The 15649-nt window shown below is 73.1% G+C and carries 13 protein-coding genes; 5 read left to right on the top strand and 8 right to left on the bottom strand.

Translation table 11 applies throughout. From position 1 onward, the window contains the following. Positions 1-34: 34 nt before the first annotated feature. Both HS048_RS30845 and HS048_RS30840 read right to left on the bottom strand, forming a co-directional pair. Positions 35-1096, bottom strand: a complete 1062-nt coding sequence (locus HS048_RS30845; RefSeq protein ID WP_068903407.1) for a lysylphosphatidylglycerol synthase transmembrane domain-containing protein — start codon at positions 1094-1096, stop codon at positions 35-37. Between the two features lie 34 nt (positions 1097-1130). Further along, on the bottom strand, positions 1131-1964 hold the full coding sequence (locus tag HS048_RS30840) for a PIG-L family deacetylase (RefSeq protein ID WP_307832709.1): 834 nt from the start codon (positions 1962-1964) through the stop codon (positions 1131-1133). Positions 1965-1999: 35 nt separating this feature from the next. Here HS048_RS30840 and HS048_RS30835 point away from each other — a divergent pair, with 35 nt between their 5' ends. After that, on the top strand, positions 2000-3235 hold the full coding sequence (locus tag HS048_RS30835; protein ID WP_068903409.1) for a glycosyltransferase family 4 protein: 1236 nt from the start codon (positions 2000-2002) through the stop codon (positions 3233-3235). A 179-nt stretch (positions 3236-3414) separates the two neighbouring features. Here HS048_RS30835 and HS048_RS30830 read toward each other — a convergent pair whose 3' ends face one another. Then, positions 3415-3801 carry a hypothetical protein gene (locus tag HS048_RS30830; protein ID WP_191893725.1) on the bottom strand — a complete coding sequence of 129 codons (387 nt, stop codon included), beginning with the start codon at positions 3799-3801 and terminating at the stop codon, positions 3415-3417. Between the two features lie 204 nt (positions 3802-4005). Between HS048_RS30830 and HS048_RS30825 the strand changes: the two genes are divergently transcribed. Together HS048_RS30825 and HS048_RS30820 are read left to right on the top strand one after the other, a co-directional pair. Continuing rightward, positions 4006-5370 (top strand): APC family permease, encoded by a 1365-nt coding sequence (locus tag HS048_RS30825; protein WP_196469611.1) that lies wholly within the window; start codon positions 4006-4008, stop codon positions 5368-5370. Positions 5371-5680: 310 nt separating this feature from the next. Next, entirely contained in the window at positions 5681-7060 is a 1380-nt protein-coding gene (locus tag HS048_RS30820; protein ID WP_196469610.1) for an ATP-binding protein, read from the top strand. Positions 7061-7145: 85 nt separating this feature from the next. Here HS048_RS30820 and HS048_RS30815 read toward each other — a convergent pair whose 3' ends face one another. Beyond that, a complete protein-coding gene (locus HS048_RS30815) occupies positions 7146-8435 on the bottom strand; it encodes a hypothetical protein (protein ID WP_196469609.1) in 1290 nt (429 codons plus the stop codon). Between the two features lie 139 nt (positions 8436-8574). On the opposite strand from HS048_RS30815, the gene HS048_RS30810 reads away from it, so the two are divergent. Beyond that, entirely contained in the window at positions 8575-10017 is a 1443-nt protein-coding gene (locus HS048_RS30810) for an ATP-binding protein (RefSeq protein WP_196469608.1), read from the top strand. Between the two features lie 12 nt (positions 10018-10029). Here the strand turns inward: HS048_RS30810 and HS048_RS30805 are convergent, their stop codons facing one another. Both HS048_RS30805 and HS048_RS30800 read right to left on the bottom strand, forming a co-directional pair. Then, positions 10030-11253, bottom strand: coding sequence for a GAF domain-containing sensor histidine kinase (locus HS048_RS30805; RefSeq protein ID WP_196469607.1), 1224 nt, complete (start codon positions 11251-11253; stop codon positions 10030-10032). 146 nt (positions 11254-11399) lie between these two features. Further along, entirely contained in the window at positions 11400-12500 is a 1101-nt protein-coding gene (locus tag HS048_RS30800; protein ID WP_255529850.1) for a CU044_5270 family protein, read from the bottom strand. Positions 12501-12661: 161 nt separating this feature from the next. Between HS048_RS30800 and HS048_RS30795 the strand changes: the two genes are divergently transcribed. Next, positions 12662-13870 carry an RNA-guided endonuclease TnpB family protein gene (locus tag HS048_RS30795; protein ID WP_196469596.1) on the top strand — a complete coding sequence of 403 codons (1209 nt, stop codon included), beginning with the start codon at positions 12662-12664 and terminating at the stop codon, positions 13868-13870. Between the two features lie 14 nt (positions 13871-13884). Here HS048_RS30795 and HS048_RS30790 read toward each other — a convergent pair whose 3' ends face one another. Next, positions 13885-14523, bottom strand: a complete 639-nt coding sequence (locus HS048_RS30790; RefSeq protein WP_196469605.1) for an RNA polymerase sigma factor — start codon at positions 14521-14523, stop codon at positions 13885-13887. Between the two features lie 142 nt (positions 14524-14665). Then, positions 14666-15640: a ketopantoate reductase family protein gene (locus tag HS048_RS30785; RefSeq protein WP_196469604.1), complete on the bottom strand. Its 975-nt coding sequence runs from the start codon at positions 15638-15640 to the stop codon at positions 14666-14668. Positions 15641-15649: the final 9 nt, after the last annotated feature.

The following is a 15649-nucleotide window of genomic DNA, read 5'->3' as shown; positions in this document are numbered from 1 at the left end:
TGGGTCCTGCCGGGGCGGGGTCCGCGGGCACCCCCTAACGGCCGGCCGGCTCCTCGGCGGGCGCCGCCTGGGCGCCCTCGCGTCGGCGCAGGAGCGCCCACGCACCCAGGGCCAGACCTCCGAAGGGGATTTCGACAGTGTAGGTCCAGAACCCGAAAAGCAGTGCGGCGGCGGTCGCCGAATCGGCGGGCACCCCGAAGAAGACCAGCGCGCCGATGGTCCCGGCCTCCATGATCCCCGTCCCGCTCGGGGTGACCAGGGCGGTGGTCAGGACCCGGGACAGCGCGAAGGCGGCGATCGACTGGGCCAGGCCCGGATAGGCGCCCGTCGCGTGCAGGCAGCAGACCAGGACCAGCCACTGGAGACCGAGGAAGGAGACCATGCCCAGCGTCAGCCCGCGCCAGCGGGTCCGCACGACCGCGGAGGTGTCGGCGCGCAGCCGCTCCAGGGCGGCCGAGGCGGCGTGCTCGCCGGGGCGGACCGCCGGGGGCGCCAGCCGCATGAGGGCGTCGAGGGCGCGGCCGAGCAGGGCGGCGGCGCGGTCCCAGTAGAGCGCGGCCCCCGCGACGCAGACCAGCACCAGGATGGACAGGGCGCCGGCCCAGCCCGCCTGGACGACGGCGGGGCTGAGCGCCTTGCCGCTGGCCAGCAGCGCCAGGATGCCCACGGCGGGCAGCACGAACCGGAACAGCGTGTTCCAGACGCCGCTGGAGAGCGTGGAGACGACGACGGCGCGGGCCGGGAAGCCCCACCCCTTCGTCATGGCGAAGGTCAGCGCGACCCCGGCGGCGCCGCCGAAGGGCAGCAGGTTGCTCACCGCGCTGCCGCCCGCGTTCAGGGTGAGGGCCTGCAGGTGGGTCAGGCCGGGCAGGGAGGCGGTCAGCACGAACGTGTAGGCGAGCAGGCTGGCCAGCCAGAGGACGGCCATCAGCGCCACCGCCTGCCAGCTCAGCGCGGCGAAGCGGGCGCCGATCTCCGTCCAGGAGACGGTCTTGCCCGTCAGCGCCTGCACGATCTGCGGCAGGAAGACCACCAGCGCGGCGGCCAGGCCCAGCGACGCGACCGACAGGCCGATCTGGACCCATCTGTTCTTCATATGCCCTCCCGGAACAAGTGTGCCGGTACGGGCCTCATGCTTTGGGAGGAGTTTCGAAGGGGTGCCTCAGCCTCGCGCCGGCCGGGACGTCCCGCCGGACGTACCACTCGGTGCCGAAGACCAGCCGGTACAGCGGGCCGGGCACCTTGAGCATCACGCCCAGGGTCCGGGTGTCGGCCCCGGTGGCCTGGGTGGCGTGGGCGGCCATGCTGGCCCGCTTCTGCCGGGCGAACCGGCGCACGTTCACCCGGTGGGTGATCTCCTCACCGGGGGAGTAGGCCCGCTCGAAGGCCCGCACGTCCAGCTGCGGGTAGAACCGGCGGGCCAGCTTGAGGCCCCGCAGCAGCGGGTCGCGGTTGACCGTCGCCTCCAGCACGATCGGGGTGCCCGCGAGTTCCGCGGCCCGGCCGCCCACCCGGTGCACCTGCACGTGGTCGGGGTGGCCGTAGCCGCCGGCCGGGTCGTAGGTGGTCAGCAGGTCGGCCTTCTCCTCGGTGAGGACCGCGGCCAGCCGCCGGGCCGCCTCCTCGCCGTCGGCGTCGATGAACGCGTTCGGCGGCCGGTCCTCGGCGATCCCGCCGCCGGGGGCCAGCCCGGAGTCGCCGTAGCCGAGGTTCACCACGCGGGCGCAGCCGAGCGCGGCGGCCGACTTGTACAGCTCCGCCATCCGGGCCTCGCCGAGGGCCTCACCGGGCGCGAGGTCGGCCTGGCCGCGCTCGCCGGAGGTCGCCACGACGAGGACCACGCGGTGGCCCTCGGCGGCGAGCATGGCCATGGTGCCCGCGGTCAGCAGGGCCTCGTCGTCGGGGTGGGCGTGGAAGAACACGGCGGTGCGGGGGGCGGACGGACGGGTCGTGGAAGCGCGCACTCGGCCATGATCTCACGCGGGGCTACGCTGGCAGCGTGAGGATCATCCACGTCAGTGACTGCTACCTGCCGCGCCTCGGGGGGATCGAGGTGCAGGTCGCCGATCTGGTTCGGGCGCAGCGCGAGGCGGGGCACGACGCCGAGGTGGTGACCGCCACCCCGGGGGAGCCGCTGCCGGGGGTGCACCGGACCGTCGCGAACCTCCCCTTCGACCTGCCGGTCCACCCCGCCGGGACGGGGCACCTGCTCCGGCTGATGGCGGCGCGGCGGCCGGACGTGGTGCACGTGCACACCGGCGCGGTCTCGCCGTTCGCCTGGATGGGCGTGCGCGCCGCGGCGCGCGCGGGACTGCCGCTGGTGGTGACCGTGCACAGCATGTGGGACCCGGTCACCCGCGGGATCTACCGGAGCCTGCGGGCGCTGTACGGCTGGCAGCGCTGGGGGCTGGTGGGCACCGCGGTGAGCGAGGCCGCGGCCCGGCCGATCCGGGCGGTGGCCGGGCCGGGCGTGCCGGTGCACGTGGTCTCCAACGGCCTGGACCTGTCCGCCTGGCGCCCGGAGGCGCCCGCCGTGCGGCCCGCGCCGGGCGGCGCCCCGGATGACGTCCCGGCGGGCGGACCGGAGGGCGGGGCGGCCGGTGAGCCGTCGTACGGCGGGCCGGGCGAGGGACCGGAGGGCGCGGCGGGCCGGGGGATCGGCGCGAGGCCCGCGGACGGGACGGTGCACGTGGTCGCGGTGGGGCGGCTGGCCCCGCGCAAGCAGCCGGTCCGGCTGCTCCGGCTGCTGAAGCAGGCGCGGGCGCAGGTCCCGGCGGGGGTGCCGCTGCGGGCCACCATCGTCGGGGACGGCCCGGCGCGCGCGCAGATGGAGCGCTACCTGCGGTCCAACGGGATGACCGGCTGGGTGTCGCTGCCCGGCCGCTACAGCCGCGAGCGGATCCGGGAGCTGCTCGCCGCGGCGGACGTGTTCGTGGCCCCGGCGCCCCGCGAGTCGTTCGGGCTGGCGGCGCTGGAGGCGCGGGCGGCGGGGGTCCCGGTGGTGGCGAGGACGGAGAGCGGGGTGGCCGACTTCGTCCGGCCGGGCAAGGAGGGGCTGCTCGGCGCGAGCTTCGAGGAGCTGGTGTCGGCGGTGGCCCGGCTGGCCCGCGACCGGGAGCTGCGCGAGTCGATCGCCGCGCACAACCGGGAGACCGAGCCGGTCCGCAGCTCGTGGCCGGCCGTGCTGGAGGGCTTCGACCGCTGCTACGAGCAGGCCCGCACGCTGCGGGGCTGAGCCGATCGTCGCGTGCGGCGCCGTACGGCGGCGCGCGAAGACCCCGGCCCGTGGTGGCGGGCCGGGGTCTCCGGTCGAGCGGGGTCGGGCGCGGCCGCCGAACCGTCCTGCCCCCCGCAGGCGGAACGGCGGCCGCATCCCGGCTGCGCCCCCTCCCCACAGGGGGCACAGGGTCCTGTTTAGGAGCAGGCCTTGGCGAGTTCGGTGCTGAACGCCTGGCTCTTCGAGGTGAGGTCCTGGATCGACGTGGCGAGCCCGGCGGGGTTGGCCGTGTCGATCTTGATGTTCGCCCAGACGTCGGCGAAGCCGGTGATCGCGGTGGCGAGGTCACCGTCGGTCTTGGCGGCCAGGGCCTTGAAGTCGTCGGCGACCTTCTGGGTCGCCTCGTTGAACTTCGCCGGGTCGGTGCCCGCGGTGGACATCGAGGTCGTGGCGTTGGTCAGGATGCTCTGCGCCTCGGTGCAGGCTTCGGCGTTGGCGGCGCCGCCGCAGGCGGCGGTCATGGAGATGAGTGCGGCTCCCGCGAGGGTGACGGCGATGCGGCGGGAGGAGAGGAGGGAGAACATTGTTTGCCTTTCACTGCAATCTGTGACGAGTGGAACTCTAGGCCCCCTCCTTGCGGATCACTTACACGCCGCTTACACGGGTGGCTCCCGGGGCGGCCGTGATCCCAGCCGTGATCCCAACGGTGTTCTCATCCGTGATCTCGGCTGTGATCCCGGGCGCGATCTCGGACGTGATCCCGGCCGGGTCGCGGGTAGTGGGGGCGCATGGCCGAGACGACCGCTGGTCCCGCCGCCCCGCACTCCCTGAAGCGGGTGATCGGGCGCCGGACGCTGCTGCTCTTCGTGGTGGGCGACATCCTGGGCGCGGGGATCTACGCGCTGGTGGGGAAGGTGGCCGGGCACGCCGGCGGGGCGCTCTGGCTGCCCTTCCTGGTGGCCTTCGTGCTGGCCGCGCTGACCGCGACCGCCTACGCCGAGCTCGTCGGGAAGTACCCGAAGGCGGCCGGGGCCGCGCTCTACGCCAACCGGGCGTTCGGCATCCCGTTCGTCACGTTCCTGGTGGCCTTCGCGGTGATGATGAGCGGGGTCACCTCGGCGAGCGCGGCGGCCCGGGCCTTCGGCGGGTCCTATCTCGGCGAGTTCGTGACGCTGCCGACCGTCGTCGGCGCGTTCGGGTTCCTGGCGCTGGTGACGCTGGTGAACCTGGCCGGCATCTCCGAGTCGGTCAGGGTCAACGTGGTCCTGACGGTCATCGAGGCGTTCGGACTGCTGGTCATCGTCGCGATCGGCGTCTACGCCCTGCTCACCGGCGAGGGCGAGCCCGCCCGGGCGCTGGAGTTCCATCCGGAGCACGGCGCCTTCATGGGCGTGCTGGGCGGCACGGCCCTGGCCTTCTACGCGCTGCTCGGCTTCGAGGACTCGGTCAACCTCGCCGAGGAGGCGAAGGACCCGCCGCGTGACTTCCCGCGGGCGCTCTTCGGCGGGCTGGCGGCCGCGACGGTGATCTACATGGCGGTCGCGTTCACCGCGACCATGCTGGTGGAGACGGAGACGCTGGTGGCGTCGACCGGCCCGCTCCTGGAGGTCGTCAGGGTCGCGGGCCTGGCCTTCCCGCCCAAGCTCTTCGCGCTGATCGCGCTGCTGGCGGTGGGGAACACGGCGCTGATCAACATGATCATGGCCTCGCGCCTGGTGTACGGCATGGCGCGCGAGGGCATCGTGCCCGGCGCCTTCGCGGTGGTCCACCCCCGGCGTGCCACCCCCTGGGTGGCCATCCTGTTCACCGTGGCCGTCGCGGCGGTGCTCGTCGCCACCGGGGACGTGGCGGGCCTGGCCGACACCACGGTGCTCCTGCTGCTGTGCGTGTTCACGATGGTGAACGTGGCGGTGCTGGTCCTGCGGAGGGATCCCGTGGCGCACGACCACTTCCGGGCGCCGAGCTGGATGCCGGCGCTGGGCGCGGTGGTCTGCCTGGTGCTGGCGCTGCCCGTCACGGGCCGCGGCGCCGACGTGTACGCCCGCGCGGGCCTGCTGCTGGGCGTCGGCGCGCTGCTGTGGCTGGTGAACCGGCTCTTCATGGGCGGCGGGGGCGGTCTGCGGCCCGGATCAGAACGGCGGTCATCGTCCTGAGCCCGGGTCAGAACGGCAGCCGCCGCCCTGAGGGCGTGCGGAGGTCGAGCGGATCGGGCCGCCGGGGCGGCCGAGGCTTCTGAGTGATTTGCTCCTTTTTCATCTCCTGCTCCCTTTTGTCAGAGTAGGGAGGCTACGCCAGCCCGCCGACTGTTTCGTCCATCCCTTGGGATTCTTTGTCTCGAAACGGGCGCTCTGTGAACTTCGTGCGATGGTCCCTTAGGCACGGTCGCCATTGACTTCAAGGGAAACCGACATCGACGTCGCCGACATGGATGTCGGCGACGTCGATGTCGGTTGGCGTTGTCCCATGGCTTTCGTCGGACGTGAAGAGCAGTTGGCGGCCCTGCGGGAGTGGTGGGAGGAGGCGGATGCCCGGCCGGCTCTGCTCTGGGGCCGCCGGCGGGTCGGGAAGACGGCGTTGCTGCAGGAGTTCGCCGAGGGCAAGCGGGCGGTCTTCCATACGGGGGGGAACCGCGCGCCCCGCCGTGAGCTGGAGGCGCTCTCCCACCGTGTCGCCGCCAACGCGCCGTCCTCCACCCGTGACCTGGTCTCGCGTCCTTTCGGCAACTGGGACGAAGCGCTCGACCACCTCGGCCGCGAGGCGGAGGACGAACCCCTTCTCCTGGTGCTGGACGAGTTCCCCGAGATGATCGGCCGGGCGCCCGAGCTGGAAGGCGTCCTCCGGGCCTTCCTCGACCACGCGCATGGGCGGACCAAGCTCCGGATCATCCTGTGCGGGTCGGCCGTGCGCACGATGCGTGCGATCCAGGAGTACCGCGCGCCGCTCTACGGGCGCTTCGACCTGACGATGCAGCTCCACCCGTTCCGCCCCCACGAGGCGGCGGAGATGCTGCCGGACCTGTCCCCTCCGGATCGGGCACTGGTCTACGGGATCCTCGGCGGGACGCCTCTCTACCTGTCGTGGTGGCGTCAGGAGCTCTCGATCGAGGACAACATCAGAAGACTCGCCTGCCGTCCCGACGCGAAGATGATCCGTGAAGGGGACCTGGTCCTCGCCACGGAGGCGGGGCAGGGAGCGCACCTCGCCGCCACCTTGCAGGCCATCGCCGAAGGCTGCACCAAGCACAACGAGATCACCGACGCGATCGGCGCGGACCCCACCCGCACCCTCAACGATCTGCTGACCCTCCGCTTGGTGGAAAGGATCCAGCCGGTCACCGAGTCGGCGCGGACCCGCCGGAAGGTCTACCGCATCACCGACAACTTCCTCGCCTTCTACCTGGGCACACTCTCCCGGGTGCTGCCGGAGATCGACCGGGGTCTCGGGGAGACCGTCCTGCCGGTGCTGATGGCATCGTTGGACGACCACATGGGAGGCGTGTGGGAGGAGGCGTTCCGCGACCACCTGCGCCTGCGGGCCGCCGAGATCGGGCCCGAGGTGGTCGCGGTCGGCCCCTGGTGGCGCGGCGACGGACAGCACCAGATCGACGCGGTGGCGCTCAGCGGGAGGTCGAGGACGCCCATCCTGGTGGGCGAGGCCAAATGGGGCGGGAAAGTGAACGCGGCCCGGATCAGGGCGGGTCTCGCGGCGAAGGCGACGCATCTGGCGGCGGATCCGGATGATCTGCGCTATGCGGTATGCGCCAGGGAGAGCGTCACCAACGCGGACGCCGACGTCCTGTCCGTCACGGCCGCCGACATCTTCTCCCCACCCGCGCACAGGTAGCCGCGTCCCGAGGGCGGCGGCCCGGCCGGGGGAGCGCGGACGGGTCCCGGCGGGAACCCGCAAGGGCGGGTCGGCGGCGCGGTGCTCAGCGGGATGCCCGGCGCAGGACGAAGACGTCCTCGTCGTCGCCCCAGCCCACCGAGCCCACCGCCCAGAGCGTGCCGGTGCCCGGGACCCTGGCGATGCCGGTCCGCCCGACGTCGGCGGAGACGTCGTAACGCGGTTCCTGCTCGCGGGCCCGGAGGCGGGGGCCGTACCCGGCGCTCCACCGCGTGCCGTCGAAGCGGAGCAGGAGCGCCTGGCCGGGGTGGGCCGCGTCGGTCCCGGACGCCCAGACGTCGCCGCCGTCGAACGCCGTGACGCCGTGCAGCGCACCCCGCGCGACCGGGACCGGCGACCGCGTCCAGCGCGACCCGTCCCAGCGCAGGACCAGCGGCTCCCCCTCCCTGCGGCCGTAGACGTTCACCGGGCCGGGGGCGACCTCGCCCACCGCCCACGCCTCGGACGGCGAGACCTGCCAGACGCGGCCCAGCCGCCCGCCGGGGATCGCGGGCATCGCGGTCTCCTCCCACACCCGGGCGGCGGGCTCTCCGGAGCCGAGCCAGGCCGCCGGCCCGCCGTCGTCGTGGCCCACGGCCCAGACCCGGCCCGCCCGCGCGGTGATCGCGCGGACGGTCCCGTCGGCCCGGTGGGCGGTGCGGAACCCCCGGCCGTCCCACTCCACGACCACCGCTCCCGCCGGGCCGTTCGCGGCGAGCCACACCCGGTCCCCGGCCACCGCCACGTCCGCCAGGCGGTAGTCCTGCGCCACCCCGAACGGCCGCTCCCAGCTCCAGGCCCGGCCGGTCCAGCGCCCGGCGACGGCGCCCTCGCCGTTCCCGGCGATCCACACGTCGTCCGGCCCGCCCGCGCTCACGGCCTCCACGTGGAAGAGCCCGTGCCCGCCGTCCAGCGGGACCTCGCGCCACCGGTCCCCGTCCCACCGCACGACGGCGGGCGAGCCCTCCCGGTCCTCGGCGCTCGCCTGGTAGCCGACCGCCCACACGTCCCGCGGCCCGGCGACCGCCACGTCGACGAGCGCGGCGGCGCCCTCCAGCTCCGCCCCCGGCACGGCCCGCCACTCCGGCGCCACCGCCGCGTCCCCGGCGTCCCCGGCGGCCCCGGCGGCCCCGGCGTCCCCGGTGGCGCCGGTGCTCCGGGCGTTCTCGGCAGGCGTCGCGCCCGCGGAGGCCGTACGGCCCGGCGCGGGGGCGGGCAGGGTCGCCGTCATCCGCTCCGGCGCGGGCGGGGAGGGCCGCGCCGTACGGCCCGCACCGCACCCCGCCGCCAGGAACGCTCCGACGACCGCGACCGCCACCACCCGCACACCCACCATGCCCGGCATCTTCCCAGCGGCGCCCCTCTCAGGCACCGGGACGGACTGGGCCGCCCCGGTATTTCTGCGAAGTCGCCCGGACCGCCTCGGCCTGCCGATAAAGGTAGATTGAATCTACGTAATGTGGGATCTTACTAAGATGAAATCGACTGACTTCGCCGGACGGGCTTCCGACCTCGATCGGCTCGACGCCCAGCTGCGCCTGGTGGCGGAGGGGCGGGGAGGGACGCGCGGCAGGGCGGTGATCGTCACCGGCCGCAGGCGGGTCGGCAAGTCACGGTTGGTCCAGGAGTTCTGCGACCGCTCGGGCCGCCCGTACGTCGTCTTCCAGGCGACGAGGGGGAGGAACCCGGTCGCGGAGCGGAGCGACTTCGCCGAGGCCGTCGCCTGCTCCGGGCTCGTGGGGGGCGAACTCGTCCAGGGGGCCGTGCCCCAGGACTGGAACCACGCGCTGCGCACATTGGCGCTGGCCGCGGGCGATGAGACGCCGTGCATCGTCGTCCTGGACGAGGTCCCCTGGTTGATCGAGCAGGACGGCGAGTTCGAGGGAGCGCTCCAGACGGTCTGGGACAGGCACCTGTCCGGCCGGCCGATCCTGCTCCTCCTGGTCGGCAGCGACCTGTCGGTGATGGAGGCCCTGCAGGAGTACGGCCGGCCGTTCTTCGGCCGGGCCGCACATATGACGGTGAAGCCGCTCGACCTCGGTGACGTCGCGGACATGACAGGACTCGCCGCCGCCGACGCGGTGGACGCCCTGCTCATCACCGGAGGGTTCCCCGAGGTGCTCCGCTCATGGGAACCGGGTATGGACAGGACCGCTTTCCTGCGAGCCAGTCTCGCCAACCCCCTGTCCCCTCTGCTCGCGGCGGGAGAACTGTCCCTGCTCGGGGAGTTCCCGTCGGCGACCCATGCCCGGGCCGTGCTGGGGACCATCGGGGCCGGAGAACGCACCTTCAGCGCGATCGCCGCGAACGTGGGAGGCGCGGCGCCGCTGCCGTCCGGCACCCTGTCCCCGATTCTCGCGAACCTGATCGCCAAGCGGGTCGTGGCGGCCGACCTTCCCCTCTCCGACCAGCCCGACACGAAGAACAAGCGGTACCGGATCGCGGATCACTATCTCCGGTTCTGGCTCGCCTTTCTGCAACGGGCCCTCGCGGACAGCGAACGCGGCAGGCCGGATCTGGCGCTGCGCAGGATCGAACGCTCCTGGACGGCCTGGCGGGGCCGCGCGGTGGAACCGCTCGTGCGCGACTCGCTGGCCAGGATGCTCCCGGACGACGCCTGGCCGGACACCGAGGCCGTGGGCGGATGGTGGAACCGGCGGAACAATCCCGAGATCGACCTCGTGGGCGCGGACCGTGAACCTGTCGCGAACCGGGTGCACTTCACCGGATCGATCAAGTGGCTGGACGCCCGGCCGTTCGACCGCCGTGACCACGACGAGCTGGTCCGCGGTTCGGCCGCCGTGCCCGGGGCGACCGCGGACACGCCGAAGGTGGCCGTGTCGAGGGCCGGGTTCGAGCCGGGGCTTCCCCTCGCCGCGGGCTGGACGCCGGAGGATCTGCTGGCGGCCTGGGCGTGAGGACCGGCGGTCCTACGGGGACGGCGTCGGGGGCGCGGCGGGCAGGGTGAAGCGCACGGAGGAGCCCTCGCCGGGGCGGCTCACGATCCGGACGCTCCCGCCGTGCATGCGCATGACCTTCTGCACGATGGACAGGCCGATCCCGGTGCCGCCGATCGCGTGGTACTCGGCCTGCGGAGCGCGGTAGAAGTCGTCGAAGACGTGCTCCAGATGGTCCGGCTCGATGCCGATGCCGGTGTCGCGGACCTCCACGGCGGGGACGGGATCGCCGGTCACCGTGACGGTGACCCGCCCCCCGGACGGGGTGAACTTGATCGCGTTGTCCAGCAACTGGGCCATCACGTGCCGGATCCGCCCGGCGTCGGCCAGCACGTCCAGCCGTTCCGGGGCGTCCAGGGTGAGGGACTGGTCGCTGCCCCACGCCTTGGCGGTGGCCTCGGCGACCGCCTGGCGGGCGAGTTCGGCCAGGTCGGTCCGGGCCGGATGGAAGATCGCGGTCCGGGCGTTCAGGCTGGCCATCAGGAGCAGCCCGTCGACCAGATCGAGGATGCGGTCGCCGTTGCGCTCGATCACCTGCATGAACCGCTGCTCGGTCTCCGGGTCCAGCCCGCCCTCCTGGAGCAGCTGGAGATAGCTGCGGATGGAGGTCAGCGGGGTGCGCAGCTCGTGGTTGACCGTGCGCAGGAACTGGTGCTTGAGCTCCTCCAGCTCGCGCAGCCGGGCCATGACCCGTTCGGCCTGGCGGGCGTGGTGGCGCAGCTCCAGCATGCCGACGGCGCAGAGGGCCAGGGTCTCCAGGGCCCGGAGGTGCTCCGCGGCGAGACGGCGCGGCCGGTGGTCGAACACGCACACCACGCCCAGGACGATGTCACGGCTGTTGACCATCGGCGCGCCCGCGTAGAAGCGCACATACGGGTCTCCGGTCACGATGGGATCGCCGCGGAAGCGCGGGTCGGCCAGCGCGTCGGGCACCTCCAGCGTCTGCCGGGTCGTGGCGGTGTAGGGGCAGAAGGTCACCCGCCGGTCCATGCTGACGGAGCTGACGCCGATGTGCCCCTTGAAGTACTGGCGGTCGCGGCCGAGCAGGTTGACCAGGGCGATGGGCGTGCGGCAGATCTGGGAGGCGAGGGAGGCGATGGCCTGGAAGACCGGCTCCACGATGACCTCCAGCGCTCCCAGCTCGTCGAGCTCCCGCAACCGGGCGGCCTCGTCGTCCGGAGCCGGCGCCTGCGCCATCACGTTCCCCTCTCTCGCCGTGGCGTGTCCGGGACTTCTACCCGCTGTCGTCCCGTCTAGTGGGCGCCCTGCCCGGCGCGCCGGGTAAAAGCCCAGATCAGACCGGGTCCCCTGGTGGGCCGGAGAGCGATGGCCGCCCGTCACGGTCAGGAGCGCGTCCCGGGGACCTCGCCCTTCCCGTCGACGATGGCGTTCTCCAGGACGGCGCTGGTGGACAGCAGGGTCCCGGGCCGGAGCCACCGGGTGGCCTTCACCTGGACCTTGCGTTCGCCGAGGTACTCCAGGGTCTCCGGGTCGAAGATCCATTCCGTGCGCGCGCCGTCGTCCTCGCGGGCCACCGCGATCCCGGTGCGTCCGGCCGCGTCCTGCGCGCGGTCGACGAGGACCACGCCGGGGATCTTCGCGACGGCCCGGTAGAGCGCCGCGCCGAGGTCCGGGGGCAGCACCGCCCCGTCCAGGATCTCGCCGACGGCGTTGAACGCCTGCTGGTCCCGGGTGGTGCCGTCGTGGAGCCCGGAGCCGAGGCCGCCGTAGATCTTCGCCAGCAGCTCGTCCGGGTCGGTGGGGTAGGCGGCCAGCAGCCCGTAGGCGTAGGGGTTGCCGGTCGCGGTGAGGTCCCAGTCCTCGGAGACCCCGTTCTCGATGATCAGGCCGTGGTCGCCGCGCGGGTCCTGGGGGATCCAGATCTGCCGGTGGGCCATCGGCGTCAGCACCATGGGGCCCTCGCCGGGCATGGTCCGCTCGAGGGCCGGGATCGAGCCCGCCTGCATCCTCCTCTGGTAGGCGAACTGGTCGGCGCGGACCTGCGCGGTCCGCTTCGCCGCCGCGAGGGAGATGCGCTCCAGCTGCCGCACGACCCCGTCGGAGCTGGCGGTGCCCAGCTCGACCACGGTGGCCGCGGTGGACCGGGGCGTGGCGCCCGTCCCGCCGGCTCCGGCCGCCGTCCCGCCGCCGGAGACGGAGCCGCCGGGGCCGCCGGGGACTCCGGGCACGACGCCGCCGACCACGAGCGCGGTGGCGCAGGCCGCCGCGGCCACGGCGGTGAGCGGCAGGTAGAACCGGAGGAGGGGCCGGCGCCGGGCCGGGGACCTCTCGGACTCGCGTGCCGTCCGGATCTCGCTCATCAGATGCTCCCTGAGGACGTGATGGCGGTCGGCAGAGAGGTCCGGTACGGCGGGCACCGGTAGCGGCCCGGACGGTTCCGGGTGCTCTCCGGGTCCGGCCGGACGTGGCGGGATCGCGTTCATCATGGGGCCTCCTTCGTGGATACCCCGGCCTTCAGGCCGGGGAGGAAACGAAGCTCCCGCATAGCGGGGCAGGGAAAGGCGAATCGCCGCCAGGGCGATTCGGCGTCTACGGCCACCGGCCGAAACCCGCCGCTCACACGGAAACTGATACGATGTGAGGCATGACGCAGCAGGTCAAGCGGGCTTTTAAGTACCGCTTTTACCCCACGGACGAGCAGGCAGCTGAGCTGTCCCGCACGTTCGGCTGCGTCCGCCTCGTGTACAACAAGGCGTTGGAGGAGCGCACGCGGGCCTGGTACGGCGAGCAGCGCAGAATCTCCTACGTGCAGTCCTCGGCGGAGCTCACCGAGTGGAAGAAGAGCGAGGAGCTTGCCTTCCTGGCTGAGGTGTCCTCCGTCCCACTCCAGCAGGCGCTGCGCCACCTTCAGACCGCGTTCGGGAACTTCTTCGCCAAGCGTGCGAAGTACCCGCGCTTCAAGTCGAGGAAGAAGTCCCGTGCGTCGGCCGAGTACACCCGTAGTGCGTTCAAGTGGCGTGACGGGAAGCTGACGCTGGCGAAGATGGCCGACCCGTTGGACATCCGCTGGTCGCGTCCCCTGCCCGAAGGCGTGGAGCCTACGACCGTGACGGTGTCCCGTGATGCGGTCGGGCGTTGGTTCGTGTCCCTGCTGTGCGAGGACTCCATCGCGCCCGCGCCCGCCACTACGAACGCGGTTGGCATCGACGCCGGGGTCACGTCCCTGGTGACCCTGTCCACCGGGGAGAAGATCGCCAACCCTGAGCACGAGCGGCGTGACCGCGCCCGCCTCGCCCGCGCGCAGCGTGAGCTGTCCCGGAAGGCGAAGGGTTCGGCCAACCGAGAGAAGGCCCGCAGCAAGGTCGCTCGCGTCCACGCGCGGATCGCCGACCGCCGCCGCGACTTCCTGCACAAGCTGACCACTCGACTCGTCCGTGAGAACCAAACGGTCGTGATCGAGGACCTCACCGTCCGCAACATGCTGAAGAACCACTCGCTCGCGCGAGCCATCTCGGACGCGTCGTGGACGGAACTGCGCTCCATGCTGGAGTACAAGTGCGCCTGGTACGGGCGCGAACTCGTCGTGATCGACCGCTGGTTCCCCAGCTCCAAGCTGTGCGGAGCCTGCGGCACGATCCGCGAGAAGCTGCCGCTGAACGTCCGCGAGTGGACGTGCGACTGTGGCACCGTGCATGACCGCGACGTGAACGCGGCACGCAACATCCTGGCCGCCGGGCTGGCGGCGTCTGCCTGTGGAGACGGTGTAAGACCTCAACGGGAGTCCTCCCGGACGGGGCGGTCGTCGGTGAAGCAGGAACCCCAGCGGGCGACCGCTGGAATCCCCCGCCTTTAGGGCGGGGGAGGAAGTCAACGGGCTGTCTCCTGTGTCGACCGGGCCGCGCTCCGGCGGCCTGCCTGTACCTGTCCGGTGCCGTCGCGGCGTTGCGTCCCGGAGCGCGACTTCCTCAGCTCCTCGGCGGTGAGCTCGCGCAGCCGGGCGCGGGCGCGGGAGAGCCGGGAGCGCACCGTCCCCACGGGGACGCCCAGGGCCTGGGCGGTGGCGGCGTGGTCGAGGCCCGACCAGACGCACAGCGTGAAGATCTCGCGGTCGGTACGGCGCAGCCGCCCCAGCGCGGCGCGGACGGCGCGCAGCTCCTCGCTGTCGGCGACCCGCTCCACCAGCTCGTGCGAGAAGTCGGGGTTGACGTCGTTCTCGTGCAGCCGCTCCAGGGCCGCCCGGTGCCGCCTGGCGCTGCGGGCGACGTTGCGGTGGACGTTGGTGGTGATGCCGAGCAGCCAGGGGAGCAGGCTCTCGTCGCCGGGCAGGACGCGCTCCCGGATCCGCCAGGCCTCCAGGAAGGTCAGCGAAACGACGTCCTCGGCCGCGGAGGGATCACCCGACACGCGCAGGGCATGGCGGTAGACGGTCCGGGCGTGCTCGTCGAAGAGCTGCCCGAACGCGGCCGGATCCCCGGACCGCACTCTTTCTCGCAGGGAATGGTCCACGTCCGTCCCTGTCCGCCGGCGGCCCGGTGTTCGAGTGACACCGGTCACACCCGGTTCTCCGGAGGTCCCCGGCACGACGGACAAGAAGGGTACGCGAGGTCCCGCCGGCGCCGGACGGGCCGGGCGGAGGGGGCCGGACGGGTCAGGCGGAGGCGGTGCCGGCGAGGGCGGCGTCGACGAGGGCGGCGAGCTCCTGCGGGGGCATCGAGCCGGGCGGCAGGTGCTCGCGGGCGAAGCGGCCGGCCTCGCGCTGCAGGACCTCGTTCGCCGGGGTCGGGACGCCGAGCTCGCGGCCGAGCAGCACGATCTCACCGTTGAGGTAGTCGGTCTCGATCGAGCCGCTGGACCTGGCCAGGCTCTGCCAGGACGAGCCGCCGCCGCGTCCGGCCCCGCCGACGGGCCGGGGCTCGACCTGGTCGCCGCGCCTGCCGCGCTCCTCCTCCACGGAGGCGTAGGCGATCCCGGCCGCGTCGAGCACGGCCCTGCCCTCGGCGAACACCCGCTCCATCACCGGGTCGCTGCCGGTCCAGTCCCCGCAGAGCGCGTCGTAGGCGTTGCCCAGGTTGCCCACCAGCTTGGCGTACTTCCACCGCATCACGTCGGGTACGGCCAGGCCGAGGAAGCCGCTGGCGGACAGGTCGGCGGCGAAACGCTCCGACAGCTCGTCGGTGCCCCCCGGATAGCGGCCGACCTGGAGCAGGCCGGACTTCGGGGCGCCGTAGGCGGCCACGGTGCCGGGTTCGAGGTGGAGGGCGGGCAGCCAGACGCACATGCCGTACACCCGCTCGAAGCGCCGCAGCGCCATGCGCTCGTTGGCGACCCCGTTCTGCGCGCACACCACCGGCGCGTGCCGGGGCCAGGGCTCCAGCGCGGCGACCGTGTCCTGCGACTTGACGGCCAGGACGAGCACGTCGTCGTCGCGGAGCCGTACCGGGCCGTCGGCGACCGGGACGTCGAGCCGGTGCTCGGCCTCGGGGGTGAGCAGGCGCAGGCCGTCGCGGGCGAGCGCGTCGCGGTGCGCGCCGCGGGCGACCAGGAGCACCTCGTGGCCGGCCTGGAAGAGCCGTCCTCCGATGGTGCCGCCGACCGCTCCCGCCCCGATCACGATGTAACGCATGATCGCGAT

This window comes from Planomonospora sp. ID91781, assembly GCF_015711595.1.
GTDB lineage: Bacteria > Actinomycetota > Actinomycetes > Streptosporangiales > Streptosporangiaceae > Planomonospora > Planomonospora parontospora.
The sequence above is the reverse complement of the archived record's forward strand: the minus strand, read 5'-3'. Positions and strand labels throughout refer to the sequence as shown.

Bases quoted from the DNA above. Each gene is read 5' to 3' on its own strand.
- HS048_RS30825 (WP_196469611.1), top strand. From the start codon at position 4,006: ATGGCCGAGACGACCGCTGGTCCCGCCGCCCCGCACTCCCTGAAGCGG.
- HS048_RS30810 (WP_196469608.1), top strand. From the start codon at position 8,575: ATGAAATCGACTGACTTCGCCGGACGGGCTTCCGACCTCGATCGGCTC.
- HS048_RS30785 (WP_196469604.1), bottom strand. From the start codon at position 15,640: ATGCGTTACATCGTGATCGGGGCGGGAGCGGTCGGCGGCACCATCGGA.
- HS048_RS30795 (WP_196469596.1), top strand. From the start codon at position 12,662: ATGACGCAGCAGGTCAAGCGGGCTTTTAAGTACCGCTTTTACCCCACG.
- HS048_RS30845 (WP_068903407.1), bottom strand. From the start codon at position 1,096: ATGAAGAACAGATGGGTCCAGATCGGCCTGTCGGTCGCGTCGCTGGGC.
- HS048_RS30830 (WP_191893725.1), bottom strand. From the start codon at position 3,801: ATGTTCTCCCTCCTCTCCTCCCGCCGCATCGCCGTCACCCTCGCGGGA.
- HS048_RS30815 (WP_196469609.1), bottom strand. From the start codon at position 8,435: ATGGTGGGTGTGCGGGTGGTGGCGGTCGCGGTCGTCGGAGCGTTCCTG.
- HS048_RS30820 (WP_196469610.1), top strand. From the start codon at position 5,681: ATGGCTTTCGTCGGACGTGAAGAGCAGTTGGCGGCCCTGCGGGAGTGG.
- HS048_RS30800 (WP_255529850.1), bottom strand. From the start codon at position 12,500: ATGAACGCGATCCCGCCACGTCCGGCCGGACCCGGAGAGCACCCGGAA.
- HS048_RS30805 (WP_196469607.1), bottom strand. From the start codon at position 11,253: ATGGCGCAGGCGCCGGCTCCGGACGACGAGGCCGCCCGGTTGCGGGAG.